This window comes from Cupriavidus sp. 2SB (assembly GCF_005503625.1).
In the GTDB taxonomy this organism is placed as follows: domain Bacteria; phylum Pseudomonadota; class Gammaproteobacteria; order Burkholderiales; family Burkholderiaceae; genus Cupriavidus.
The window spans coordinates 17892-42877 of record NZ_SCMX01000003.1 but is presented as its reverse complement, the minus strand read 5'-3'; the positions used below and the strand labels follow the sequence as shown (position 1 = coordinate 42877).

The following is a 24986-nucleotide window of genomic DNA, read 5'->3' as shown; positions in this document are numbered from 1 at the left end:
TCGAACAGCCACAGTACAATGGGTCGCCGCAGTCCCACCCTCTGGGGCGGCGCCCGCCAGTGCAATGGCCAGTTCCGCCAGCCTGCCGGTGCGCGCCTTCCCGCAACAGGTCACGCGCATCGATATGAGCATAGGCTGCATTCCCTGACTGGTAGTTCGCCTCAAGTCCCTTGCCTGAGCCGTAATCGGCCGGCTGCCCCTTGGCGCCGAGCCCGCAGTGTTTCTCGGAATTCCCCTGGCGCGATACCGTGTACTCCAAAACGCAAATCGATCCGGTAGTCAGCTTCCGCAACTCGCAGGGCGAGCAGGTGCGGGGCACGATTATCAATCTCCAGCGCAAGTCGCTGGTGATGGAAATCTACAATCCCTATTCGATTGTCCAGGTCAGCGAGGTACTCAGCGAACTGAACGTCCGCATGGGCGCCAAGAACGCTTACCTCGGCAAGGCCGTCGTCATGAGTCTCGTCAACACGGGCCTGACCGCTGTGGTCTCGCTGACGCTGATCGACGAATGGCGCGAGCTGACGGACGTGGGCGACGCGCCCAAGTCGGTCGCCCACGAGGCGAATCTCTTTGTCCAGGACTGGGACACGCGCTTCAATATCCGGCGCGATTACCAGATCGTGGTCAACGAGATGCGCGCATTCCTCTCGGAAGTCTCGCGCTGGGTCGAGCAGGTGGACCTGACCGAGTCGCTGCCGAAGAAGGAAGGCCGGCTGCGCGAGGACGTGTTCTACGAACTGGCCTCGCCGCTGATGGGGAAGGTGAAGACCTACCTCGACTGGCTCGAGGGTGAAGCACAGAGCGTGGACAGCGAACTGGCGCCGGTGCACCGCACCTATGCGCAGGCCGCGCTGCATCCGCTGCTGCTGCGGGCACCGTTCGTGTACCGCACCTTCACCAAGCCGCTGGGCTACGCCGGCGACTACGAGATGGTGAACCAGATCCTCAGCGATCCGCAGCAGGGTCCGACCACGTACTTCCAGATCGTCAACACCGCGTTCCTCAAGGCTGCGGTGGCTACGGCGCACCGCAACCGCATCGACCTGCTGGTGGACTTCCTGACACGGCAGGCCGAGCGCGCGCGGGCCGCGGGGCGTCCGTTCCGCATCCTCAACGTGGGGTGCGGGCCGGCATTCGAGATCCAGCGCTTCGTGCGCGAGTACCCGAATCCGGAGTTGCTGTCGTTCCAGCTGGTCGATTTCAGCGAGGAAACGCTCGAATACACACGCAGCTCGATCGAGCGATCGGCGGCGGCGGCCGGGCACAAGGTATCGGTGGAGATGCTGCATCAGTCGGTGCATGAACTGCTCAAGCGCCGGATTGCCATGGACGACCCGAGCGTGCGGGAGTTCGACGCGGTCTACTGCGCCGGCCTGTTCGACTATCTCTCGGACAAGGTCTGCGCGCGTCTGCTGTCCTATTTCGCATCGCGATCGAAGCCGGGCGGGGAGATGCTGGTCACCAATGTCCACTCCGACAATCCCGAGAAATTCGGCATGGAACATTTGCTGGAGTGGTACCTGATCTATCGCGACGAGGCGGGGATGTCCTCGCTGCTGCCGGAGAATTCGCATGCCCACCGACTCTATGTCGATGAAACCGGCGTCAATGTCTTCGCCGAAGCCACCATCCGCTGAGATAGAGGCGGCGCCTGCCAGGGTCATGAGCTCGAACCAACTCTATGCCGGCTATCAGTCGGAACTGGCCGACTTCCGCCTTGCGTTCAGTCGGGGCGGCGCCTACACGGCCATCGCCCTCGTGCTCCTTGGTGTCGGGCTCGACTACGGCCAGTACCCGCATCTGCAACTGCCTTTTGCGATTGCGCGGGTCGTCGTGTCGTTGCTGATTGCCGGCGTGGTGGTGGCGCTCTACAGCCAGGCGGGGCGCCGCTTCGCGCCCTGGCTGACGATGTCGTGGCTGCTGCTGCCGCAGATCATGATTGCGTGGATGATTTCGCAGACCGAAGGGGTGCAGTCGCCTTACTACGTGGGCCTGAACCTCGCGATCTTCGCCTCGGGCATCGCCCTGCCATTCGGACTCTGGCAGAACCTGGTGTTCGGCATTCTCTCGTACGTGCTCTACGCGCTGGCTTGCCTGCTGCATTCCGGCGGCATCGAGCCGATGGGCACGTTCATCGTGAACTCGCTATTCCTGCTGTTCGCGGCGGCTGCCAGCGGCGTGTACACGTTCTTCAATGAACGCGCGCGCTTCATGCTGTTCCGGCTCAAGGCCGAGGTGGCAGACAAGAACACCGAGCTCGAAGTCATCAATCGCAAGCTGGTGGATATCAAGGGCCAGATGCTGCAGCAGGAAAAGATGGCCGCCATCGGTACGCTGGCGGCGGGGCTGTTGCACGAAGTCAACAATCCGGTGAATTTCTGCCTGATGGCCATCGAGGTGGCCATGGAGGAGCCGGCGGCCAAGAACGAGCCGGGGATCCAGGAGTGCCTGGTGGATGCCAAGCAGGGTATGCAACGCATCCAGCATATCGTCTCCGACCTGAAGACGTTTGCGTACCGCAAGCCCGGCGCCGAGGTGGAGGGCACACCTTTCCTTTTCGAAAAGGCGCTCGACTCGTCCCAGCGGCTGACGGCGCACGAATTGCGCGGCGTCAAGATGACGCGCGAGATGCCGATGGATACGCTGGTGCTCGGCGACGAGGCTGCGATCATCGGCGTGCTGATCAACCTGTTTTCGAATGCCGCGCTGGCCATGCGCAAGGCGGGCACGAAGGAACCGGCGATCCATACGACCGTGCGCTGGGACGTCAAGCGCCTGCACGTGACGGTGCGCGACAACGGCCCCGGCATTGCGCCGGAAAACCTCGCGCGGGTGTTCGAACCGTTCTTCACGACGCGCGAAGTGGGGCAGGGGTTGGGGCTGGGCCTGTCGATCAGCTATGCGGTGATCGAGCGCCACGACGGCGTGCTCTATGCCGAGAGCGAGGTCGGCCAGTGGGCTGCCTTCAGTTTTGACCTGCCGCGCGCGGAGTGATGTTGTCATGATCGAAGTTACGCAGGCGCGTCCTACCATTCTCTACGTCGATGACGAGGAGATGGCCTGCAAGTATTTTGCCCGCGCTGTGGGCAGCGAGTACGAAGTGCTGTCGGCCACGGGTGCCGACGAAGCCATCGCCATCCTGCGTGCGGAGCACGCGCGGATATCCGTGCTGGTGACCGATTTCCGGATGCCGGGCCGCGATGGTGGCGACCTGTTGCGCCAGGTGTCGCTGGAGTATCCGCAGATCGTGCGGATTCTGGTCACGGCCTACGCGGACAAGGATGTGCTGCTCGAAACCGTGAACAACGGCGAGGTCTTCCGCATCCTGGAGAAGCCGATTGGCGTGGCGGGTGCGCGGGATGTCCTGCGGCTGGCCGGCGAACGGTTCCGCGAGCGCGCGGTGCGCCAGCAGCGGCTGATGGCCATCGACGAGACGCTGGCCTTTCTTGCCCACGAACTGAATACGCCGCTGGCGGCCATCGCCAACTTCGCGCGTGGCATCGAGTCACGCGTCGGAGGTGAACTGAGCCAGCAGCGCCAGACCGAGATCGGCCATGCCGCTGGTGCGATGCACGATAACGCCCAGTATTGCCTGGCGGTGCTGTCGTCATTCCTTCAGTCGGTGCGGAGCAGCGCGGGTGGTACCAAGCCCCGGACCGGACCGGGGCAGGAGGTCAGTGCGGGCGCGCTGGTGGCATCGCTACTGGATAGCTACCCTTTTGCCGATAACCAGCGTAGTTGGGTACAGGTCGATGTGATCGGTGATTTTCCGGTGCTCACGCTGCCCAATTGCGTGGCGCTGGTGCTGTCGTCGGTTATGAGCAATGCATTGCGGGCACTGGCCGACGTCGAGGCGCCGTTGCTGCGCTTTGTCGTGGAGTCCGGTGACCGGCCGGAAATCCGCATCGCGGACAACGGCCCCGGCATCCCGCCCGAGGTGATGGGCCGGCTGCTGGTGGACCCGGTGACCACGCACGCCTCGGCGGGTGGCAGCGGCATGGGCATGATTTTCTGTAATCGCGTAATGCAATCTTTTGGTGGCGGCATCCGGATAGCGTCCGCATCGGGCGCAGGCACCACCGTTACCCTCGATTTCCCCAATTTCAAGAATCGTATGCACAGGAGTGATCGATGAGCGAACCGAATATGACGCAGGCACCCCCGGCGATTCTGTTCGTCGACGACGAAGCTACCGCAGTCAAGTATTTCCAGCGCGCCATCGGGCAGCTTGCACCGGTGGTGACCGGCCAGTCGGTGGAGGAGGGCAAGGCGCTGCTCGATGCCCACGCCGAGAGCCTTGCCGTGCTGGTGTCCGACCAACGTATGCCGGGCGAGTATGGCAACGAACTGCTGCGGTATGCGCGCGAGCGCTACCCGCACATCGTGCGCATCCTGACCACGGCCTACTCGGAGCTCGACCAGACCGTCGAGGCAGTCAACCAGGGCCAGATCCATCGCTACATCAAGAAGCCGTGGGACATTACGGCGCTGCGCATGGAACTGAAGCAAGCGCTGGAACTGTCCGGGCTGCGCCGCGAGCGCGACCAGCTTGTACGCGAGAAGCTGATGGTGCTGCAGAAGCAGACCGTGGCGACGCGCGTGGGCATGGTGCATGCGCTGTGTGCGAGCCTGATCGGTCCTGGAAAATTCCAGCCGGTGGAGACGTATCTGTCGGGTACCTCGCTGGCCGGTGCGAAGAATGCCGAGCCGGACTGGCAGCGCATGGACTACGCGGACGTGATCGGCGCGGAAAGCCAGCGCAGTGGATCGTTTGGCCATGCGGTCGGCTTGAGGCTCGCGGCGTTGCGCGCAGCGGGCCGTGGCGCTGGCGATGTGGCGGCGGTGTTGGCCGAGGCGCTTGGCGCGTCCGTGCGCCGTGATGGCGACGTCATCACCTGGACGTCCCCCGCAGCGTTGAGCGAGTTTGTCGCCAATCCAGTGGGCGAAGCCGTGTCGGCCGAACACGCTGCCTGGCTGGCTACGCTGCTGTGGCTGGAGGAAGCAGGCGGGGCGCTGCAACTGGTGCGCGAGGGCGATGCCATTTCGGCGCGCACCGGCACCCGTACCGAGTCGTTTGCGTCGGATCGCCTGGCGGTCTGGATCGAGAACCTGACGGAAGTCTGATGGCTCGGCCGGTAGCGGCCCGGAGGAAAATAAAAAGGCACCCGAAGGTGCCTTTTTATTTTGTCGCTTCTTTGTCGCTTCTTTGTCGCTTCTTTGTCGCTTTCTTTGTCGATGACAGCGATGACCGTCAGGCCTGCGCCCCGAAGTTCGGGTCGTTGCGGTCGGTGGAGTCGCCTCCCTTCTTGTCGCCCTTGACCAGGTCTTCGCGCTTGACGCCCAGCCACATGGCCAGTGCCGCAGCCACGAACACCGACGAGTAGATACCGAACAGGATACCCACGGTCAGGGCCAGTGCGAAGTAGTGCAGCGTCGGGCCGCCGAAGAAGAACATCGACAGCACCATCATTTCGGTCGAGCCGTGGGTGATGATGGTCCGCGACATCGTGCTGGTGATGGCGTGGTCGATGACTTCGTGGGTGCTCATCTTGCGGTACTTGCGGAAGGCTTCGCGAATCCGGTCGAAGATCACGACCGATTCGTTCACCGAGTAACCGAGCACCGCAAGGATTGCCGCGAGCACCGACAGCGAGAACTCCCACTGGAAGTACGCGAAGAAGCCCAGGATGATCACCACGTCGTGCAGGTTGGCGATGATGCCCGCCACGGCGAACTTCCATTCGAACCGGAACGACAGGTAGATCACGATACCGGCCACCACGCAGAGCAGCGCCAGCAGGCCGTCGGTGGCCAGTTCCTTGCCTACCTGCGGCCCCACAAATTCCACGCGCTGGAGCTTGGCGTCAGGCGCGGAGGCGGTCAGCGCGCCCATCACCTGTTCGCTCTGCTGCGCCGAGGTTACGGGCTTGCCGTCCGGACCCTTCTGCAGCGGCAGGCGGATCATCACGTCGCGCGAGGTGCCGAAGTTCTGCACCTGCACGTCGCTATAGCCGAGCTTGCCTACCTGGCCACGGATCTTTTCGAGATCGGCGGTCTGCTGGTAGTTGACTTCCATCACCGTACCGCCGGTGAACTCGATCGACAGGTGCAGGCCCTTGTGCCAGAGGAAGAAGACGGCAGCGGCAAACGTCAGGAAGGAGACCACGTTGAAGATCAACGCGTGCTTCATGAACGGAAAGTCGCGCTTGATGCGGAAAAATTCCATGATGTGTGTTCCTGTCCTGGCTTACTTGGTGACCGGGGTATCGGGGCCCGGCTTCCAGACCTGGCCAATGGCCAGGCTCTGCAGCTTCTTCTTGCGGCCGTACCAGAGGTTGACGATGCCGCGGTTGAAGAACACCGCCGAGAACATCGAGGTCAGGATGCCCAGGCAGTGCACCACGGCAAAGCCGCGCACAGGACCCGAGCCGAACGCCAGCAGCGCCAGGCCTGCGATCAGTGTGGTCACGTTCGAGTCCAGGATGGTGGCCCAGGCGCGGTCGAAGCCGATGGCAATGGCCATCTGCGGCGACGCGCCCGCGCGCAACTCTTCCCGGATACGTTCGTTGATCAGCACGTTCGCATCGATGGCCATGCCGAGCACCAGCGCGATAGCGGCGATGCCGGGCAGCGTCAGCGTGGCCTGCAGCATCGACAGCAGCGCGATCAGCAGCAGCAGGTTCACGCCCAGCGCGATTACCGAGAACACGCCGAACAGCATGTAGTAGAAGATCATGAACACGCCCATGGCCGCAAAGCCGTAGGCGACGGAGTCAAAGCCCTTCTGGATGTTGTCCGCGCCCAGCGACGGGCCGATCGTGCGTTCCTCGATGATTTCCATCGGTGCGGCCAGCGAGCCGGCGCGCAGCAGCAGCGCCAGGTCGTTGGCAGCTTCGGTCGAGTAGGAGCCGGTGATCTGGAAGCTCGAACCCAGTTCCGACTGGATCGTCGCCACGGTCAGCACTTCGCCCTTGCCCTTTTCGAACAGGACGATGCCCATCGGCTTGCCGATGTTCTCGCGCGACACGTCACGCAGCGTGCGGCCACCCTGTGCATCGAGCTTGATGTTGACGGAGGGGCGCTGGTTCTGGTCGAAGCCGGCCGACGCGCTTTCAATGCGGTCGCCCGTGAAGATCACCTGCTTGCGCAGGATCACCGGCGCGCCGTTACCTTGCGTGAACAGTTCGTCGCCAAACGGCACCGGGTCGCCCGGACGCGGGTTGCGCGGTGCGTCCGGATCGGCCAGGCGGGCTTCCAACGTGGCGGTACGGCCGATGATGTCCTTGGCCTTGGCCGTGTCCTGCACGCCCGGCAGTTGCACGACGATACGGTCGGCGCCCTGCTGCTGGATCACGGGCTCGGCCACGCCGAGTTCGTTCACGCGGTTGTGCAGCGTGGTGATGTTCTGCTTGACGGCGGCGTCCTGCACGGCCTTGCGGGCAGCATCGGTAAACACGCCGGTGACGTTGTTGCCGTCCACGGTGAATGCCAGCTCGCGCAGGCTATCGGCCAGGACAGCGCGTGCGCGGTCGGCCTCGCCAGCATTGCCAAAGCGCACGGTCAGGCGGTCGCCGTCACGGTCGATGCCGGAATGGCGGATGTTCTTGTCGCGCAGCAACGTACGGGCATCGCCCGAGAGGCTGTCGAGCTTCTTGTCGACGGCACCCTTCATGTCGACTTGCAGCAGGAAGTGGACGCCACCGCGCAGGTCCAGGCCCAGGTACATCGGCAGTGCGTGCAGGGAGGTGAGCCACTGCGGCGAGCCGGACAGCAGATTCAGCGCCACCACATAGGTGGGATCGTTGGCGTTGGGATTGAGCGCGCGGGACAGGACGTCCTTGGCCTTGAGCTGCTCGTCGGTCGTGCGGAAACGTGCCTTGACCGAGCCGGACTGGCCGGCGAGATCGAAAAAGACCCCGTCGGGCTGCAGCTGGTTCTGGGCCAGCACTTCCTCGACCTGTTTCTGCATGGCCAGGTCGACCTTGACCGTGGCCTTTGCGGAGGACACCTGCACAGCGGGTGCCTCGCCGAAGAAGTTCGGCAGGGTGTAGATGATCCCGATGGCCAGGGCCACCAGAATCACGATGTACTTCCAAAGCGGGTAACGATTCATCTTTGGCCAGTCGTTGCAGTTGGCGTGGCCGATTGTCGCGCGCAGTGCGCGCCGGATCGGCCGGACCGGTTGGCAAACAGCCGCCTGGCAGCTCCGGGCCGGGTCCGGGTGGACCCGCGGGCTGGTTCAGGCGGCTGCGCAGGGGGCGGTCTCTCGCGGCGGTTGCTGCGGTAGACCGTGCCGGGATCAGGCGATTGAGGCAGTCCGGATCAGAGCGACTTCAGCGTGCCTTTCGGCAGGACGGTGGTCACGGCGTTCTTCTGCACGGTGATTTCCGTGCCTTCCGCCACTTCTACCGTCACGTAGTTCTCATTGACCTTGGTTACACGACCCAGGATGCCGCCGGCGGTCACGACTTCGTCGTTCTTTGCCAGTGCTTCCATCATGGCCTTGGCTTCCTTTTGCCGCTTCATCTGCGGGCGGATCATGATGAACCACAGCACCGCGAACATCAGGATGATCGGCAGGAAGCTCATCAGGCCACCCGCTGCGCCGCCAGCGCCAGCGGTCTGAGCAAAAGCGTTCGAAATCAGCACGTTACTTCTCCGTCACAAAGGTCATTCAGTGAATCGGGCATTCTATCACCCGTTGTCGTCCCGCCTTGGGCATTCTAGGGCGAATTCCGGGTTTGCTCGGGGTGCTCCGAAAGTACTTTAAGTACGTGACAGAAATACCTCGTTCCCGGAGACCACCCGCTCGGCGGGCAGGTATTCGACCATCAGGCCGCGAAAAGTTCTACCGGGCTTTCCGCTACCTGTCTGGTTTTGGATACATGGAGGCTATTTGGTGCCGCGCGCGCGGTTCTCGGCGAACTGGCGACGGAACGCCTCGAAGCGGTGTTCCTCGATGGCGGTGCGCATTTCGCTCATCAGTTCCAGGTAGTAATGCAGGTTGTGGATCGTGTTGAGCCGTGCGCCGAGGATCTCGCCCACGCGGTGCAGGTGGTGCAGGTAGGCACGCGAGAAGTTGCGGCAGGTGTAGCAGCCGCACTGCTCGTCGAGCGGGCGCGGATCGTTGCGATGGGCGGCATTGCGGATCTTCACGTCACCGAAGCGCGTGAACAGCCAGCCGTTGCGCGCGTTGCGCGTCGGCATCACGCAGTCGAACATGTCCACGCCATGCGCCACGCCTGCGACCAGGTCTTCCGGCGTGCCCACACCCATCAGGTAGTGCGGCTTGTTGGCCGGCAGGCGCGGACCCACGTGTTCCAGCACCCGCATCATGTCTGCCTTGGGCTCGCCCACCGACAGACCGCCGATGGCGTAGCCGTGGAAGTCCAGTTCCGACAGGCCGGCCAGCGACTCGTCGCGCAGGTCCTCGTACATGCCGCCCTGCACGATGCCGAACAGCGCGTTCGGATTGGCGAGCGACTCGAATTCGTCGCGCGAGCGCTTGGCCCAGCGCAGGCTCATGCGCATGGATTTGGCCGCTTCCTCGTGCGTGGCGGGGCGGCCATCGATCTCGTAGGGCGTGCATTCGTCGAACTGCATGACGATGTCCGAATTGAGCGTGCGCTGGATCTGCATCGAAATCTCGGGCGACAGGAACAGCTTGTCGCCATTGACCGGCGACGCGAACGTGACGCCTTCCTCGGTGATCTTACGCAGTTCACCGAGCGAAAACACCTGGAAGCCGCCCGAATCGGTCAGGATCGGCTTGTCCCAGCCCATGAACTTGTGCAGGCCGCCGTGGGCTTCCACCACGTCCAGTCCGGGACGCAGCCACAGATGGAATGTGTTGCCGAGGATGATCTGGGAGCCGATCTCGTTGAGTTCCAGCGGCGACATCGCCTTGACCGACCCATAGGTGCCCACGGGCATGAAGATCGGCGTTTCCACGACGCCATGGTTCAGGGTGACGCGGCCGCGGCGGGCGTTGCCATCGGTGGTCAGCAGTTCGAAATCGAGCATGTTCTTGGTCCTGGGATTCGGTCAGTCCTGCGTCTCGCAACGGTCACGGACAGTCAGCAGCATGGCATCGCCATAGCTGAAGAAGCGGTAGCGGCCTTCCACGGCGTGGCGGTAGGCGGCGCGGATGGCTTCCACGCCCGCCAGCGCCGACACCAGCATCAGCAGCGTGGACTTGGGCAGGTGAAAGTTGGTGATCAGCGCATCGACCACGCGGAAACGATAGCCGGGGGTGATGAAGATATCGGTGTCGCCCTGGGCGACGGCCAGCGTGCCGTCTTCGGCGCCCGCCGATTCCAGCGCGCGTAGCGACGTGGTGCCCACGGCGATCACGCGGCCGCCTCGCGTGCGGGTCTCGCGCACGGCATCGGCCAGTTCGGGCGGAATCGAAAACCACTCCGAGTGCATCTTGTGCTCGGCCAGGTTCTCGGTACGCACGGGCTGGAACGTGCCCGCGCCAACGTGCAGCGTCAGGAAGCCACGGCGCACACCGGCCGCGTCGAGGCGCGCGAACAGCGCATCGTCGAAATGCAGCCCGGCGGTGGGCGCGGCCACCGCGCCTGGATTGCGCGCATACACGGTCTGGTAGCGCGTTTCATCGTAGGCGTCGGGGTCGTGCGTGATGTACGGCGGCAGCGGCAGGCGGCCGTAGCGCTCGATCAGGTCGAGCGCAGGCTCGGGGAAGCGCAGCGTGAAGAACTGGTCCACGCGCGGGCCCACGGTCACCGAAAAGGCATCGTCGGCCAGCAGCAGTTCGCTACCTTCGGCGGGTGTCTTCGAGGCGCGTACTTGGGCCAGCACGGTGTGGGTATCCACCACGCGCTCGACCAGCACCTCGATCCGGCCGCCGCTGGGCTTCTGGCCGAAGAAGCGCGCCTTGATCACGCGCGTGTCGTTGAAGACGAGCAGGTCGTCGGGACGCAGGTATTCGAGGATGTCGCTGAATGCGCGATCCACCATCCGCACGGCGTCGGCAGTGTCTTCCGGGGCTGTCCGATCCACCACCAGCAGGCGGCTGGCGCTACGGTCGGGCAGGGCGGACTGCGCGATCAGTTCGGGCGGCAGCGGGAAATCGAAATCGGACAGAGTCAGCATGGGTTTGACAAACGGCGCGGCCACGCAAAACGATGCGCGGGCGGCACTCGTGACGGAGTGCTGCCGCAGGCATCGGCATGGCATGGGTACAATCGGCGAATCCGATATTGTAAGGCTTGGGCGCCCCGCGCTGCCCACGCCCCGCTTGTGATCTCCATATTCCCGCGCTGATGCCAGGCACCGCCAACGATCCGATCGACGAACCCGCACACGCTGAGGCCCCCGGCAAACCGGCCCGGCGTGGCAAGTCCACCCCAGCCAAGGATGGGTCGGGGCCGAACGCGGCCAAGCCGTCCACGGCCGCCGCCCGGCTGGCCAAGCTCGGCTTGCGCCGGCCCGTCGACCTCGTCCTGCATCTGCCGCTGCGCTACGAGGACGAGACCACGCTGGAAACCATCGGCGAGGCCACCCGGCGCGCAGGGCTTGGGCTGGCGGCGCAGGTCGAGGGCGAAGTGGTCTCCAACGAGGTGACATTTCGACCGCGTCGGCAACTCGTGGTCAAGATCGCCGATGACACCGGCGAACTCACGCTGCGCTTCCTGAACTTCTACGGCAGCCAGACCAAACAGATGGCCGAGGGCGTGCGGCTGCGCGTGCGCGGGGAGATCCGTGGCGGTTTCTTCGGTGCCGAGATGGTTCATCCGACGGTGCGCCCCGTGGTGGCCGAAGAGGCCCTGCCGGATCGCCTGACGCCGGTCTACCCCGCCACGGCCGGCATTTCGCAAGCCTACCTTCGCAAGGCTATTGGTGGCGCGCTGTCTCGGACGCCGATGCCCGAGACATTGCCGCAACCGGTGCTGCGCGGCCCGCTGGCGTCGCTGAAGCTGGCGCCACTGATGGATTGCCTGCGGCTGCTGCACAACCCGCCGCCGCAGGAGAGCGAAGCCGCGCTGGCCGATCGCTCGCATCCGGCGTGGATCCGCATCAAGTTCGACGAACTGCTTGCCCAGCAGATATCGCTGCGCCGCTCGCAGGCGGCCCGGCGCGAGAAGAATGCGCCATCAATGCCGCGTCGCGCGGATGGCCTGCTGACCCGCTTCCTGGCCGCGTTGCCGTTCAAGCTGACCGGCGCGCAGCAGCGCGTGGTGGAGGAAATCGCCGCCGACATGACCTTGCCGCACCCGATGCATCGGCTCCTGCAAGGCGATGTGGGCAGCGGCAAAACCATCGTGGCGGCACTGGCCGCGTGCCAGGCCATCGATGCCGGTTATCAGGCCGCATTGATGGCACCCACGGAAATCCTGGCCGAACAGCACTACCGCAAACTCTCGGCATGGCTGGAGCCACTGGGCGTGCCTGTAGCGTGGCTGGCGGGTAGCCTCAAGGCGAAGGCGAAGCGCGAAGCCGTGGCGCTGGCCGAATCGGGCGAAGCCAAGCTGGTGATCGGCACCCATGCACTGATTCAGGACGGCGTGCGCTTTGCCAATCTGGGGCTGGCCGTGGTCGATGAACAGCACCGCTTTGGCGTGGCGCAGCGGCTGGCGCTGCGCGGCAAGGCGGGGGCAGCCGATGCTACGGCTCCATCGGACAAGGCGCCCCATCAACTCATGATGTCGGCCACGCCGATCCCCCGGACGTTGGCGATGACCTACTACGCGGACCTCGACGTGTCCGTGATCGACGAACTGCCGCCAGGCCGCACGCCGATCGTCACGCGGCTGGTCAACGATGCGCGTCGCGATGAAGTCATCGAGCGCGTGCATCATGCCGCCGCCGAAGGTCGGCAGGTCTACTGGGTCTGTCCGCTGATCGAGGAAAGCGAGGCGTTGCAGTTGCAGACCGCCGTGGAGACGTATGAAACGCTGGTGGCCGCGCTGCCCGACCTGCGCGTCGGGCTGGTGCATGGCCGGCTGCCGCCCGTCGAGAAGGTGGCGGTGATGGAAGATTTCAGCGCGAACCGCATGCAGGTGCTGGTCGCCACCACTGTGATCGAGGTGGGCGTGGACGTACCCAATGCCTCGCTAATGGTCATCGAGCATGCCGAGCGTTTCGGGCTGGCGCAGTTGCACCAGTTGCGCGGCCGGGTGGGGCGGGGCAGTGCGGAATCCGTCTGTCTGTTGATGTACCAGGCCCCGCTGTCGCCCACGGCCAAGGAACGGCTGGCCACGATGCGTGAGACCACCGACGGTTTCGAGATCGCGCGGCGCGACCTGCAGATCCGTGGTCCCGGCGAGTTCCTCGGCGCGCGCCAGTCGGGGGAGGCCATGCTCCGGTTTGCCGATTTGGAGACCGATGCCTGGCTGGTGGATCCCGCGCAGGAAGCTGCTGAGCTGATGCTCGCCCGGTTCCCGGAGGCTGTGGAGGCGCATCTCTCGCGCTGGCTTGGCGGTCGGGAACACTTTCTGAAGGCCTAGCGTTGTTCGCGGAATGTTTGATGCGTCAGCGAAGTGATGTATGCCTGACATTACTTCGTCGATCTGACAGACGGCGGAATCGAAGCTAAAATCTATCGCCTAACCGGAATTGATTAATCATGACGCTCACCGAACTGAAGTACATCGTCGCCGTTGCGCGCGAGCGCCATTTTGGCCGTGCGGCCGAGGCGTGCTTCGTATCGCAGCCAACGTTGTCAGTCGCCATCAAGAAGCTGGAAGACGAGCTGACCGTGCAGATCTTCGAGCGGGGCACCTCCGAGGTGTCGGTGACGGCGATTGGCGAGCAGATTGTGGCGCAGGCTCAGCGTGTGCTGGAGCAGACCATGGCGATCCGCGAAATCGCCAAGCAGGGCAAGGATCCGCTGGCCGGTCCGCTGCGCGTGGGCGTGATCTACACGATCGGGCCGTACCTGCTGCCGGCGCTGGTCAAGCAGATGATCGACACCGTGCCGCAAATGCCGTTGATGCTGCAGGAGAACTACACGAACAAGCTTATAGAACTGCTCAAGCAGGGCGAGATCGATTGCGCGATCATGGCCGAGCCGTTCCCGGATTCGGGTTTGACCGTGCGTCCGCTCTATGACGAGCCGTTCGTGGTGGCTGTTCCGCGCGGGCACGCCCTGGCCGAACAGGCCAAGGTGGACCCTGACGAGCTCAAGCAGCAGACCATGCTGCTGCTTGGCAGCGGGCATTGCTTCCGCGATCACGTGCTGGGCGTGTGCCCGGAACTGTCGCGCTTCTCGCAGGCCGCCGACGGTATCCAGAAGACGTTCGAAGGATCGTCGCTCGAGACGATTCGCCACATGGTGGCCAGCGGCGTGGGTATCACCGTGCTGCCGCGCACGTCGGTGCCGGACCTGAAGCCGCGTAACGACCTGCTGGCCTATGTGCCGTTTGCCGATCCGGTGCCAGACCGCCGCGTGGTTCTGGCATGGCGCAAGAGTTTCACGCGTCTGCCGGCCATGGAGGCCCTGGCCCGCGCCGTGGCCGCGTGCGATCTGTCCGGCGTGCGCCGACTCTCCGATGCGTCCGCCGTCGAGGCAGTGGCGGCCTGACAGCCTTTCGATAATCCATCGCCAACGGCAGGGTTCTCCTGCCGTTTTTTATTTCCCGCCAACGCCGTCCGGCCAACATAGCCCCAGCCTATTCAATAGTTTTAAATTATCGAATAGTCACATTAGTAGTTGATGCATACACTCCATTCCATCGGGTCTTGCGGTGCTGCTTGCAGCGGCGCAAGACCTCCAGTGACCGCATGGGGAGCACAACATGGCAATGGTTGATCTTTTTGTTTCCGAATTCCGGCAATTGCAGGCGCAGGCCACTAAACAGCGCCTGGCGCGCACCGGCGATGCCGCCCGGCTGCGCCGCAAGGTGGTGCGCAAGGAGATCGGCATGGCGATTGTCGCGCTGGGGGCAATGGCGATGTTCCTCGACGCGGCACGGGGTCTGACCTTCCTCGCGGCGTGATCCTGGTGCGATAATGATCGCCGTCTTGTCCGCCATCATGTTCGCAACCGGCGGCGGACGCCGATCCTCGTGCTTGAACAAAAAATGGAGCTGAAACACCATGGCAAAGAAGAATGAGATGAGCGTGAATATTGGTATTTCGGACAAGGACCGCAAGAAGATCGCGGAAGGGCTCAGCAAGCTGCTGGCTGACACCTACACCCTCTATCTCAAGACCCACAACTTCCACTGGAACGTGACGGGTCCCATGTTCAACACCCTGCATACGATGTTCGAGACGCAGTACACCGAGCTGGCGCTGGCCGTCGACTCCATCGCCGAACGTATCCGCGCGCTGGGCTACCCGGCACCGGGCACGTATCGCGAGTTTGCCAAGCTGTCGTCGATCGCCGAGGAAGAGGGCGTGCCCGAAGCCACGGACATGATCCGCAAGCTCGTGGAGGGCCAGGAAGCCGTGGTGCGCACCGCGCGCTCGCTGTTCCCGGCTATCGATGCTGCTGGCGACGAGCCGTCGGCCGACCTGCTGACCCAGCGCATGCAGACGCACGAGAAGACCGCGTGGATGCTGCGCTCGCTGCTGGCCTGATCCTCATCGGCCAGTGACCGGTTGATCCGGTACGACGCGCCCCGGCAAACCATGCCGGGGCGCGTTTTTGCTTTACAGATTGCTACGAAGTCCGCCATGTCCCAACCCTCTGCCGCCCCCCGACACCCGAGCCGCCTCGCGCTTTACGCGCGGCTGGTGCGCATCGACAAGCCCATCGGCACGCTTCTGCTGCTCTGGCCCACGCTGTGGGCGCTTTGGATGGCCGATGGGGGGCCGCCTTCGTGGCAGATGTTCTGGATTTTCTTCGTCGGTACGTTCCTGATGCGCTCGGCGGGTTGCGCAATGAACGACTGGGCAGACCGCGATTTCGACCGCCATGTGAAGCGCACGAAGGAACGACCGCTGACCGCCGGCCTGATCGCGAGTTGGGAAGCCCTGATGGTGGCGGGCGTGCTCACCGTGGTGTCGTTCCTGCTGATCCTGCCGCTGAACGGGCTGACCAAGTGGCTGGCCGTGGTGGCGGCAGTGCTGGCCGGCACCTATCCCTTCTTCAAACGTTTCTTCGCCATCCCGCAGGCTTATCTGGGCATCGCGTTCGGCTTCGGTATCCCGATGGCGTTCGCGGCTATCCAGGGCCAGGTGCCTTTTGTGGCCTGGCTGATGCTGGCAGCCAATGTGTTCTGGGCCGTGGCCTACGACACCGCTTACGCGATGGTCGATCGCGATGACGACCTGCTGCTCGGCATGAAGACTTCGGCCATTACGTTCGGACGCTTTGACGTGGCCGCGATCATGATCTGCTACGCGGTGTTCCTGGGCCTGATGGCTTGGGCTGGACTGCTGCTGGAACTGGGCTGGCCGTACTTCGCGGGGCTGGCGGCTGCGGCGGTTCTCGCTGGCTATCACTACACCCTGATCCGCGAGCGCGACCGGATGAAATGCTTCGCGGCGTTCCGGCATAACAACTGGCTGGGGGCCTGTGTGTTTGCTGGGACGTTTGGGGCGTATTGGATGAGGTAAGCGCAAAGCCCCTAAACTCCGCTGAGTTTGCTCCCCTCTCCCTCAGGGAGAGGGGTTGGGGGTGAGGGCAAGCGTGTCGCCCGTGACAAACGCTTCCGTTCACCACAGGCCAACCCTCACCCCCGCCCCTCTCCCGCAAGCGGGAGAGGGGAGAAAGAATGGAAGCGGGAGAGGGGAGTAACAAGCGGAGTGGACTACCCCTCAATCCTTCCCGAATTCCGCCCCCATCTCCCGGCCGCGCTCCGCAGCCGCGTGCATCGCCTTCACAAACGCTTCCTTCATCCCGCTCGCGTCCATCGCCGTCAGCGCCGCGTAGGTCGTGCCGCCCTTCGATGTCACGCGCTCGCGCAGCAGCGACACGGGCTCGGGCGACTCGGCGGCCAGCGCCGCTGCGCCGCGGAAGGTTTCCACCGCAAGCTGGCGGCCCTGTTCGGCGGAGAGTCCCATTTCCATGGCGGCGCGTTCCATCGCTTCCACGAAATAGAACACGTAGGCCGGGCCGCTGCCGGAGATGGCGGTGACGGCGTCGATCTGGTCGTCGTTGTCGACCCAGACACACTGGCCCACGGCTTCGGCCACGGCGCTTGCGACGGCGCGGTCGGCCTCGGACAGCCCCGGGGCGGCCGCCAGTCCGGTCATGCCCATGCCGGCCAGCGCCGGGGTATTCGGCATGGCACGCACCAGACGGGTACGGCCGAGCCAGCGGGCCATGTCCTGCAGGCGGATGCCAGCCGCCACGCTGATGATCAGGCTGTCGCCCAGCAGGGCTTCCAGCGGAGCCAGGGCGTCGCGGAACTGCTGCGGCTTGACGGCCAGCACGATGACGTCGCTGGCGCCGAATGCGGCGTCCGGAGCGGCCAGTGCATGGACGCCCGGCGCCTGTGCCAGACGTTTGCGGGCGTCTTCGGAGGGGTCGACCACGCGGATCGAACCGGCGGGTACGCCACGGGCCACCAGGCCGCCAATCAGCGCGGAGGCCATGTTGCCGCCGCCAAGGAAGCCAAAGGTGAGGGAATCGAGCATCAAAGTTCCTGGTCTGCCAGCGCGCCGCCATTGGCTGGATCGGCTGGCGTTCTTGTCATGGGTTCGGGGGCCGGCGCGGACCCGTTGGGGCAGTCAGCCCCGCGCGCCGAAAATCGCGGTACCGATGCGCACGAGCGTGGCGCCTTCGGCAATGGCCGCGTCCATGTCTGCAGACATGCCCATCGAGAGCGTGTCCACGTTTAGCCCGGATTGGCGTAGTTGATCAAGCAACCTGCGCAAATCGGCAAACGGCCGGCGCTGTGCCACCGGATCGTTCGCCTGCGCCGGAATTGCCATCAGCCCACGCAGTTGGAGATTCGGCAAGGCTGCGATGGCCTGGGCCAGCGCAGGCACTTCATCGGGCGCCACGCCGCTCTTGGTGTCTTCACCGCTGATATTCACCTGGATGCAGACCTGCAGCGGTGCCAGGCCGGCCGGCCGCTGGGCGGAGAGCCGCTCGGCAATCTTCAGCCGGTCGATGGCATGTACCCAGTCGAACTGCTCGGCCACCACGCGGGTCTTGTTGCTTTGCAACGGTCCGATGAAATGCCAGACAATGCCGCCGCGCAGATCGTCCAGCGCCCCGATCTTTTCCACGCCTTCCTGTACATAGTTTTCGCCGAACGCGCGCTGTCCGGCCTCATATGCCTCGCGGATCCTGGCCACCGGAACGGTCTTGGAAACGGCCAGCAAGGCGACCTCCGAAGCGGGTCTTCCCGCCTGTTGTGCAGCCGCCGCGATGTCACTTTCCACGGCTTGCAAGTTGGCGGCGATTACAGACATAATCCGGCGAACATATATATCAAGAAGTAAAACAATAAGCGGGTTTTTAGGGTGGGGTCATTATAGATGGACATCGCACAGCTTCTGGCCTTCGCGGTCAAGAACAAGGCTTCCGATCTTCACCTCTCGGCTGACATGCCGCCGATGGTGCGGATTCACGGCGATATGCGCCGCATCAATGTCGCAGCCATGACGCACAAGGATGTGCACGCCATGGTGTACGACATCATGAGCGACGTGCAGCGCAAGATGTACGAGGAACGGCTGGAAATCGACTTCTCGTTCGAGATCTCTGGCCTGTCCCGCTTCCGGGTCAATGCCTACACCACGCAGCGCGGCGCCGCCGCCGTGTTCCGGACGATTCCGTCGAAGGTACTCACGCTCGACGATCTCCGGGCACCGGCGGTGTTCGCGGATCTCTGCATGAAGCCGCGCGGGCTGGTGCTGGTGACCGGACCTACGGGCTCGGGAAAGTCCACCACGCTGGCCGCAATGGTGGATCACCGCAACGATAGCGACATGGGCCACATCCTCACGGTCGAGGACCCGATCGAATTCGTGCACGAGTCCAAGAAGAGCCTGATCAACCAGCGCGAACTGGGTCCGCACACGCACTCGTTTGCCAACGCACTGCGCTCGGCACTGCGTGAAGACCCGGACGTGATCCTGGTGGGTGAATTGCGCGATCTGGAAACCATCCGGCTGGCACTGACCGCGGCCGAAACGGGCCACCTGGTCTTTGCCACGCTGCACACCAGTTCCGCTGCCAAGACGATCGACCGGGTGGTGGACGTGTTCCCGCCCGAAGAAAAGGACATGGTCCGCACCATGCTGTCGGAATCGCTCGAAGCGGTGATTTCGCAGACGCTGCTCAAGACGCGCGATGGCAACGGCCGGATTGCCGCGCACGAGATCATGATCGCCACGCCGGCCATCCGACACCTCATCCGCGAGAACAAGATCGCGCAGATGTACTCGATGATGCAGACCTCCAGCGGCATGGGCATGCAGACGCTGGACCAGGGCCTGAGTGACCTGATCAAGCGCGGGTCGATCAACTACAACGATGCGCGGGCGATTGCCAAAAACCCCGACGCCTTCATGGGCTGAGGAAACTGCTTCAGGAGGATTCTGGCGTCGTTGCGCGGCCTTGCCGTACTGTTTGTACTGTCTGCGGCCGCGCGCCTGGTCAGAACCGCTACGCTCCCTCCTGAACCAGTTTCCAAGTGAAACGGAGTGACTATGCTCGACCGCGAATCTGCATCGAAGTACATCAACGACTTGCTTGAGCTGATGGTGAACAACCGCGGCTCGGACCTGTTCATCACCTCCGAATTCCCGCCGGCCATCAAGGTGGATGGCAAGATCACGCCGGTCTCGCAGCAGCCGCTGAATCCGACGCAGGCGCTGGGCCTGGTGCGCTCGATCATGAACGAGCGGCAGGTGAGGGAGTTCGAAGAGTCGCGCGAGTGCAATTTCGCGATCACGGCGCCCAATGCGGGCCGCTTCCGTGTGTCGGCGTTCATCCAGCAGGGCCGGGCCGGCATGGTGGTGCGGACGATCAACACGCAGATCCCGTCCGTGGACGATCTGGACCTGCCGAAGTCGCTGCAGGACATCGTGATGTCCAAGCGCGGCCTTGTGATCGTGACGGGGGCAACGGGTTCGGGCAAGTCCACTTCACTGGCGGCGATGCTCGACCACCGCAATGCGCACTCGTACGGGCACATCATCACAATCGAAGACCCGATCGAATACGTCCACGCGCATCAGAACTGCATCGTGACGCAGCGAGAGGTCGGTATCGATACGGAGTCGTGGCACATCGCGCTCAAGAATACGCTGCGTCAGGCGCCCGACGTGATCCTGATCGGCGAAATCCGCGACCGCGAGACGATGGAGTACGCAATGCAGTATGCCGAAACGGGCCACCTGTGCCTGGCTACGCTGCACGCGAACAATGCCAACCAGGCCATTGACCGCATCGTCAACTTCTTCCCCGAGGAGAAGCGCCATCAGTTGCTGATCGACCTGTCGCTGAACCTCAAGGCGATGATCTCGCAGCGCCTGCTGCCGCGCGCGGGTCGCAAGGGCCGGGTGCCGGCCGTGGAAATCATGATCGGCACGCCGCTGGTGGCCGACCTGATCTTCAAGGGCGAGATTGCCGAGCTCAAGGAGGTGATCAAGAAATCCCGCGAGCAGGGCATGATCTCGTTCGATCAGGCGCTCTTCGAGCTCTACGAGGCTGAGAAGATCACGTACGAGGATGCGCTCAAGAACGCCGATTCGCTCAATGACCTGCGACTGATGATCAAGCTGCACAGTGCGCGCCATCGCGATACCGATCTCGGTGCAGGTACGGAGCATCTGAACGTTATCTGACCAGTACGGCAGCGTTCAAGCTTCACCCTTCACCCTGGACGGGTCAGGCGGAGTATTCTTCGGCCTGACCCGTTTCACATTCCGAGGAGCCCATGATGGCCAATGTCTACGAATTCGAAGCCAGTTCGCTGTCGGGCAAGCCAGTGCCGCTCGACGATTTTCGCGGCAAGGTGCTGCTGATCGTCAACACGGCCAGCGAGTGCGGTTTCACGCCGCAGTATGCGGGCCTACAGACGTTGCAGGATACGTATCAGACGAAGGGTTTCGATGTGCTGGGCTTTCCGTGCAACCAGTTCGGCAAGCAGGAGCCGGGCGATGCGGAGCAGATCGGCGCGTTCTGCGAGTCGCGTTTCCACGTCACGTTCCCGATGTTCGGAAAGATCGACGTGAATGGAAGCGACGCCCATCCGCTCTACAAGTGGCTGACTGCCGAGAAGCCCGGCCTGCTCGGCACGCAGGCCATCAAGTGGAACTTCACCAAGTTCCTGCTGCGCCGCGACGGCACGGTCTTCAAGCGCTACGCGCCAACGACGAAGCCCGACGAGATTCGCGGCGACATCGAATCGCTGCTCGCGGACCCGGGCGTCTGATCGAACGGTGAGAATCAGCGCGGCATGAAGGTGGCCAGCACGGGAACGAGGATGGCCGTCAGCACGCCGTTGAGTCCCATGCCGAGGGCGGCAAACGCGCCGGCCTCCTGGCTGACCTGGAAGGCGCGGGCCGTGCCGATGCCATGCGCGGCCACGCCCGTGGCGAAGCCGCGTACTGTGTAGTCGCGCACGCGCAGCAGGTTCAGCAACCCCGTGGCACTGATCGCGCCGATGATGCCGGTGGCCATCACCAGCACAGCGGTCAGCGAAGGCAGTCCGCCGATCTTCTCCGACACACCCATGGCGATCGGAATCGTCACCGACTTCGGCGCCAGCGATCGCACGACCTCTGGCGACGCGCCCAGCGCATATGCCACGCCCACCGCCGACACGACAGCCGCCAACGAACCCGCCACCAGCCCGATCAACAGCGGCAGCACGTTGCTGCGCAGCTTCGGCAACTGGGTATAGAGCGGCACCGCCAGCGCAACGGTAGCGGGTCCAAGCAGGAAGTGGACGAACTGCGCGCCATCGAAATACGTCTTGTACGGCGTGCCAGTTACGGTCAGCACGGTGACGAGCAGTGCCACCGAGATCATCACGGGGTTGGCCAGTGGCGAGAATCGCGCGCGCTCATAGATGCGGAACGCGAAGACGTAGGCGATCAGCGTGGCGGTCAGCCCGATCAGCGGGCTTGCTGCCAGATAGACCCAGATTTCGTTGAGGCGCGGAGACATCATGGCTGCGCTCCCTCGTTGGGCACAGTTGGGGTGGCAGGCGGCTTGCGCATCAGCGCGCGCGTGACCAGCGCGGTAACCGCGATCGCCACCCAGGTGGAGACAACGAGCGCGATGATGATCGGCATCCATTCGCTGCTGATACGGTTGGCGTGCACCATGATGCCGACACCGGCAGGCACGAACAGCAGGGACAGGTGCTTCAGCAGTTCATTGGCCGAACCCTGGATCACGGGCAACAGCCGGTTGTCGAACACCAGCCAGCCGAACAGCAGCAACATCCCGATCACGGGGCCAGGAACGGGCAGGCGCAGCGCGTAGCTGATCACCTCTCCCACGGTCTGAAAGACCAGCAGAATGGCAAACGTCTGAAGCATGGGGGCAACTTGGGATTTCCAAAATTGCCGACATGGTACTCCCGTACAAGATGCGTGCAAGGTGCCGATGAGGTGTCCCGTCTCCCACGGTTTTGCTCCCCTCTCCCGCGCGCGGGAGAGGGGAGCAAAACCAGAGGGAAAATCACACAGTCACCATCCGATCCACCAATTCCACCCAGTGCATCACCGGCGTTTCCGTCCCGCTCTGCAAGTGCGTGATGCAACCAATGTTCGCCGTGACGATCGATTCCGGCGCCGTGGCCTGCAGCTTGGCCAGCTTGTCATCGCGCAGCTTGTACGACAGTTCCGGTTGCAGCACCGAGTACGTACCGGCCGAGCCGCAGCACAGGTGGCTGTCGGCGCAAAGGCGCACGTCCACGCCGAGGCGCGTCAGCAGGGCTTCCACGTTGCCGCGGATCTGCTGGCCGTGCTGCAGCGTGCAGGGCGGATGCCAGGCCACGCGTCGGCCATCGCGCGGGACGGCGCCGGCGAGCTTGTGCAGGTCGTCGGTGAAGGCTGGCAGCAGTTCGGAAAGGTCACGCGTCAGCGCCGATACGCGTGCAGCGCGCTCGGCGTATTGGGGATCGTCGCGCAGCAGGTGGCCGTAATCCTTGACCATCGCACCGCAGCCCGATGCCGTCATGACGATGGCCTCGGCGCCGGCTTCGATCTGCGGCCACCATGCGTCGATGTTGGCGCGCATATTGTCGAGGCCGCCCGGATGGTCGCCCGTGTGGAAGCGGATTGCGCCACAGCAGCCGGCCTGGGGCGCGACGATCAATTCCACGCCGAGCTTGTCGAACACGCGTGCCGTGGCGGCATTGATGTTGGGCGACATCGCGGGTTGCACGCAACCGTCGAGCAACAACATCTTGCGTGCGTGGATGTTGCGCGGCCACGTGCCGGGTGCCGTGGGATGCGCCGGCACCTTGTTGCGCAGGGTCTGCGGCAGCATCGGACGAACCAGCTGCCCTAGCTTCAGCGCCGGGCCGAACAGCGCCGGACGCGTCAGCCCTTCACGCAACGCCCAGCGCATCACGCGCTGCCCCAGCGGACGCTGTACACCCTGGGCTTCCAGCCGCTCGTCGACGATCTGCCGGCCGATATCGACCAGCCGGCCATACGTCACGCCAGAAGGGCAGGTCGATTCGCAATTGCGGCAGGTCAGGCAGCGGTCCAGGTGCAGCCGCGTGCTTTCGGTCACCGGATTGCCTTCGAGCACCTGCTTCATCAGGTAGATGCGGCCGCGCGGGCCGTCCAGCTCGTCGCCCAGCAACTGGTAGGTGGGGCAGGTGGCCGTGCAGAAACCGCAGTGCACGCATTTGCCGACGATCGATTTGGCTTCTTCGCCCTCGGGCGTGTTGCGCAGGAATTCGGCCAGGGTGGTTTGCATGGTGGGGGATCGTTATATGGGCCTGTGCGTCTGACGTGTTGCGCCGGATCAGAGCCCGTTGTACATGCGTTGCGGATTGAAGATGCCGGCCGGATCGAACGTGGCCTTGAGTCGCTTGTGGATCGCGGCGAGTGGCGTGGCCAGTGGCGTGAATACGCCCACTGACTTGTCGCCATTGCGGAACAGCGTGGCGTGTCCGCCCGCCGCCTGGGCCACTGCGCGGACATGGTCAGCGGAAGCGGCACTATCGTCGGGCGCCAGCCACCAGCGCTGGCCGCCGCCCCATTCCACGAGTTGCGCGCCCGGCAGGTCCAGCGGCGGCGTGACGGTGGGCACGGCAATGCGCCACAGCGCGGCGTTGGCATCGTGCGCCGGGCCGAAGAACGGGTGCGTCTGCTCGCGCAAGGCAGACCACAGCAGTTGGGTGTGGCTGTTGTCGACCACCTCGCCGCCCAGGCTGTCGCGCGCCGCGCAGACCGCTGCCGTGGCACCGCTCAATCGCACATGCAGCGCGCCGTCATGCCACGCAGAGGCGGCAATCGGCAGCGGCTTGCCGCCCCATTTGTTGAGCTGGTCGATGGCGTCGGCCTGCGACATCGCGAAACGCAGCGTGGCATCGTCGAACGGCACGGGCAGCACCTTCAGCGAGACCTCGGTGATGAGGCCAAGCGTACCGAGTGATCCGGCCAGCAACCGCGAGACATCGTAGCCGGCCACGTTTTTCATGACCTGTCCGCCGAAGTTCAGGATCTCGCCCTGGCCATCCATCAGTTGCGCGCCGAGCACGAAATCGCGCAGCGCCCCCACTGACTGCCTGCGCGGTCCCGACAACCCGGCGGCCACCGCGCCGCCCAGCGTGGCTTCGCTGGCTTGTCCGCGTGCGGCGAAGTGGGGCGGCTCGAAAGCCAGCATCTGGCGCCGCTCGGCCAGCACGTCCTCGATCTCCCGCAGCGGCGTGCCGCAGCGCGCCGTGATCACCAGTTCGGCTGGGTCGTATTCGACGATGCCGCGATACGCACGGGTGTCGAGCACGTTGCCGGCCAGCGCCTGGCCATAGAAGTCCTTGCTGCCGCTGCCGCGCAGGCGCAGCGGCGTGCGGCTGTCGCCGGCCTGGCGGATCGCATCGCGGAAGACTCCGAGGGTGGCGTCGAGAGTGGCTTGCATGAGGGGC

General features: G+C 64.2%; 23 protein-coding genes. 12 read left to right on the top strand and 11 right to left on the bottom strand.

Translation table 11 applies throughout. The features are described from left to right. Positions 1-248: 248 nt before the first annotated feature. From FFS21_RS02035 to FFS21_RS02020, 4 genes are read left to right on the top strand one after another with little or no spacing between them, the layout of a single operon-like run. Positions 249-1640 carry a class I SAM-dependent methyltransferase gene (locus tag FFS21_RS02035; RefSeq protein ID WP_137923273.1) on the top strand — a complete coding sequence of 464 codons (1392 nt, stop codon included), beginning with the start codon at positions 249-251 and terminating at the stop codon, positions 1638-1640. Between the two features lie 25 nt (positions 1641-1665). After that, the gene (locus FFS21_RS02030) at positions 1666-2997 is read left to right on the top strand and encodes a sensor histidine kinase (RefSeq protein ID WP_137923272.1); all 1332 of its coding nucleotides are present in this window, start codon (positions 1666-1668) and stop codon (positions 2995-2997) included. Between the two features lie 7 nt (positions 2998-3004). Beyond that, on the top strand, positions 3005-4138 hold the full coding sequence (locus FFS21_RS02025; protein WP_137923271.1) for a hybrid sensor histidine kinase/response regulator: 1134 nt from the start codon (positions 3005-3007) through the stop codon (positions 4136-4138). Next, complete coding sequence (locus FFS21_RS02020; RefSeq protein ID WP_137923270.1) at positions 4135-5127, top strand: response regulator; 993 nt, start codon at positions 4135-4137, stop codon at positions 5125-5127. The genes FFS21_RS02025 and FFS21_RS02020 overlap by 4 nt, the downstream gene beginning before the upstream one ends. Positions 5128-5254: 127 nt before the next feature. Here the strand turns inward: FFS21_RS02020 and secF are convergent, their stop codons facing one another. The 5 genes from secF to queA form a co-directional block, all read right to left on the bottom strand. Next, positions 5255-6229, bottom strand: a complete 975-nt coding sequence (secF, locus tag FFS21_RS02015; protein ID WP_137923269.1) for a protein translocase subunit SecF — start codon at positions 6227-6229, stop codon at positions 5255-5257. A 21-nt stretch (positions 6230-6250) separates the two neighbouring features. After that, positions 6251-8116 (bottom strand): protein translocase subunit SecD, encoded by a 1866-nt coding sequence (gene secD, locus FFS21_RS02010; protein ID WP_137923268.1) that lies wholly within the window; start codon positions 8114-8116, stop codon positions 6251-6253. A gap of 209 nt (positions 8117-8325) precedes the next feature. Next, positions 8326-8652: a preprotein translocase subunit YajC gene (yajC, locus tag FFS21_RS02005; protein ID WP_137923267.1), complete on the bottom strand. Its 327-nt coding sequence runs from the start codon at positions 8650-8652 to the stop codon at positions 8326-8328. 243 nt (positions 8653-8895) lie between these two features. Continuing rightward, positions 8896-10026 carry a tRNA guanosine(34) transglycosylase Tgt gene (tgt, locus tag FFS21_RS02000; RefSeq protein WP_137923266.1) on the bottom strand — a complete coding sequence of 377 codons (1131 nt, stop codon included), beginning with the start codon at positions 10024-10026 and terminating at the stop codon, positions 8896-8898. A gap of 21 nt (positions 10027-10047) precedes the next feature. Next, on the bottom strand, positions 10048-11118 hold the full coding sequence (gene queA, locus FFS21_RS01995) for a tRNA preQ1(34) S-adenosylmethionine ribosyltransferase-isomerase QueA (protein ID WP_137923265.1): 1071 nt from the start codon (positions 11116-11118) through the stop codon (positions 10048-10050). A 170-nt stretch (positions 11119-11288) separates the two neighbouring features. Between queA and recG the strand changes: the two genes are divergently transcribed. From recG to ubiA, 5 genes are all read left to right on the top strand, one after another. Next, positions 11289-13472, top strand: coding sequence for an ATP-dependent DNA helicase RecG (recG, locus tag FFS21_RS01990; protein ID WP_137923264.1), 2184 nt, complete (start codon positions 11289-11291; stop codon positions 13470-13472). Between the two features lie 119 nt (positions 13473-13591). Next, positions 13592-14548 carry a LysR substrate-binding domain-containing protein gene (locus tag FFS21_RS01985; RefSeq protein ID WP_137923263.1) on the top strand — a complete coding sequence of 319 codons (957 nt, stop codon included), beginning with the start codon at positions 13592-13594 and terminating at the stop codon, positions 14546-14548. 214 nt (positions 14549-14762) lie between these two features. Continuing rightward, a complete protein-coding gene (locus FFS21_RS01980) occupies positions 14763-14963 on the top strand; it encodes a hypothetical protein (protein ID WP_137923262.1) in 201 nt (66 codons plus the stop codon). 100 nt (positions 14964-15063) lie between these two features. Further along, entirely contained in the window at positions 15064-15549 is a 486-nt protein-coding gene (locus FFS21_RS01975) for a Dps family protein (RefSeq protein ID WP_130389234.1), read from the top strand. 96 nt (positions 15550-15645) lie between these two features. Next, positions 15646-16530 (top strand): 4-hydroxybenzoate octaprenyltransferase, encoded by an 885-nt coding sequence (ubiA, locus tag FFS21_RS01970; RefSeq protein WP_137923261.1) that lies wholly within the window; start codon positions 15646-15648, stop codon positions 16528-16530. Between the two features lie 201 nt (positions 16531-16731). Here the strand turns inward: ubiA and proC are convergent, their stop codons facing one another. Then, positions 16732-17553, bottom strand: a complete 822-nt coding sequence (gene proC / locus FFS21_RS01965) for a pyrroline-5-carboxylate reductase (protein ID WP_137923260.1) — start codon at positions 17551-17553, stop codon at positions 16732-16734. A 93-nt stretch (positions 17554-17646) separates the two neighbouring features. Continuing rightward, positions 17647-18336 (bottom strand): YggS family pyridoxal phosphate-dependent enzyme, encoded by a 690-nt coding sequence (locus tag FFS21_RS01960; protein WP_137923259.1) that lies wholly within the window; start codon positions 18334-18336, stop codon positions 17647-17649. Positions 18337-18402: 66 nt separating this feature from the next. Between FFS21_RS01960 and FFS21_RS01955 the strand changes: the two genes are divergently transcribed. The 3 genes from FFS21_RS01955 (at position 18403) to FFS21_RS01945 (ending at position 21308) form a co-directional block, all read left to right on the top strand. Further along, positions 18403-19446 carry a type IV pilus twitching motility protein PilT gene (locus tag FFS21_RS01955; protein WP_137923258.1) on the top strand — a complete coding sequence of 348 codons (1044 nt, stop codon included), beginning with the start codon at positions 18403-18405 and terminating at the stop codon, positions 19444-19446. Positions 19447-19578: 132 nt separating this feature from the next. After that, positions 19579-20718, top strand: a complete 1140-nt coding sequence (locus tag FFS21_RS01950) for a PilT/PilU family type 4a pilus ATPase (RefSeq protein WP_137923257.1) — start codon at positions 19579-19581, stop codon at positions 20716-20718. A gap of 95 nt (positions 20719-20813) precedes the next feature. Next, positions 20814-21308, top strand: a complete 495-nt coding sequence (locus FFS21_RS01945) for a glutathione peroxidase (RefSeq protein WP_137923390.1) — start codon at positions 20814-20816, stop codon at positions 21306-21308. Between the two features lie 14 nt (positions 21309-21322). On the opposite strand, the gene FFS21_RS01940 is transcribed toward FFS21_RS01945, so the two are convergent. The 4 genes from FFS21_RS01940 to glcE form a co-directional block, all read right to left on the bottom strand. Next, complete coding sequence (locus FFS21_RS01940; RefSeq protein ID WP_137923256.1) at positions 21323-22048, bottom strand: LrgB family protein; 726 nt, start codon at positions 22046-22048, stop codon at positions 21323-21325. Then, positions 22045-22422 (bottom strand): CidA/LrgA family protein, encoded by a 378-nt coding sequence (locus tag FFS21_RS01935; protein WP_137923255.1) that lies wholly within the window; start codon positions 22420-22422, stop codon positions 22045-22047. The genes FFS21_RS01940 and FFS21_RS01935 overlap by 4 nt, the downstream gene beginning before the upstream one ends. Before the next feature lie 142 nt (positions 22423-22564). Then, positions 22565-23815, bottom strand: a complete 1251-nt coding sequence (gene glcF, locus FFS21_RS01930) for a glycolate oxidase subunit GlcF (protein WP_137923254.1) — start codon at positions 23813-23815, stop codon at positions 22565-22567. Between the two features lie 48 nt (positions 23816-23863). Continuing rightward, positions 23864-24979 (bottom strand): glycolate oxidase subunit GlcE, encoded by a 1116-nt coding sequence (gene glcE, locus FFS21_RS01925; protein WP_137923253.1) that lies wholly within the window; start codon positions 24977-24979, stop codon positions 23864-23866. Positions 24980-24986: the final 7 nt, after the last annotated feature.

Coding starts and splice junctions, on each gene's coding strand:
- FFS21_RS02030 (WP_137923272.1), top strand. CDS start 1,666: ATGAGCTCGAACCAACTCTATGCCGGCTATCAGTCGGAACTGGCCGAC.
- FFS21_RS02025 (WP_137923271.1), top strand. CDS start 3,005: ATGATCGAAGTTACGCAGGCGCGTCCTACCATTCTCTACGTCGATGAC.
- FFS21_RS02020 (WP_137923270.1), top strand. CDS start 4,135: ATGAGCGAACCGAATATGACGCAGGCACCCCCGGCGATTCTGTTCGTC.
- secF (WP_137923269.1), bottom strand. CDS start 6,229: ATGGAATTTTTCCGCATCAAGCGCGACTTTCCGTTCATGAAGCACGCG.
- secD (WP_137923268.1), bottom strand. CDS start 8,116: ATGAATCGTTACCCGCTTTGGAAGTACATCGTGATTCTGGTGGCCCTG.
- tgt (WP_137923266.1), bottom strand. CDS start 10,026: ATGCTCGATTTCGAACTGCTGACCACCGATGGCAACGCCCGCCGCGGC.
- queA (WP_137923265.1), bottom strand. CDS start 11,118: ATGCTGACTCTGTCCGATTTCGATTTCCCGCTGCCGCCCGAACTGATC.
- recG (WP_137923264.1), top strand. CDS start 11,289: ATGCCAGGCACCGCCAACGATCCGATCGACGAACCCGCACACGCTGAG.
- FFS21_RS01985 (WP_137923263.1), top strand. CDS start 13,592: ATGACGCTCACCGAACTGAAGTACATCGTCGCCGTTGCGCGCGAGCGC.
- FFS21_RS01980 (WP_137923262.1), top strand. CDS start 14,763: ATGGCAATGGTTGATCTTTTTGTTTCCGAATTCCGGCAATTGCAGGCG.
- FFS21_RS01975 (WP_130389234.1), top strand. CDS start 15,064: ATGGCAAAGAAGAATGAGATGAGCGTGAATATTGGTATTTCGGACAAG.
- ubiA (WP_137923261.1), top strand. CDS start 15,646: ATGTCCCAACCCTCTGCCGCCCCCCGACACCCGAGCCGCCTCGCGCTT.
- proC (WP_137923260.1), bottom strand. CDS start 17,553: ATGCTCGATTCCCTCACCTTTGGCTTCCTTGGCGGCGGCAACATGGCC.
- FFS21_RS01960 (WP_137923259.1), bottom strand. CDS start 18,336: ATGTCTGTAATCGCCGCCAACTTGCAAGCCGTGGAAAGTGACATCGCG.
- FFS21_RS01955 (WP_137923258.1), top strand. CDS start 18,403: ATGGACATCGCACAGCTTCTGGCCTTCGCGGTCAAGAACAAGGCTTCC.
- FFS21_RS01950 (WP_137923257.1), top strand. CDS start 19,579: ATGCTCGACCGCGAATCTGCATCGAAGTACATCAACGACTTGCTTGAG.
- FFS21_RS01945 (WP_137923390.1), top strand. CDS start 20,814: ATGGCCAATGTCTACGAATTCGAAGCCAGTTCGCTGTCGGGCAAGCCA.
- FFS21_RS01940 (WP_137923256.1), bottom strand. CDS start 22,048: ATGATGTCTCCGCGCCTCAACGAAATCTGGGTCTATCTGGCAGCAAGC.
- FFS21_RS01935 (WP_137923255.1), bottom strand. CDS start 22,422: ATGCTTCAGACGTTTGCCATTCTGCTGGTCTTTCAGACCGTGGGAGAG.
- glcF (WP_137923254.1), bottom strand. CDS start 23,815: ATGCAAACCACCCTGGCCGAATTCCTGCGCAACACGCCCGAGGGCGAA.
- glcE (WP_137923253.1), bottom strand. CDS start 24,979: ATGCAAGCCACTCTCGACGCCACCCTCGGAGTCTTCCGCGATGCGATC.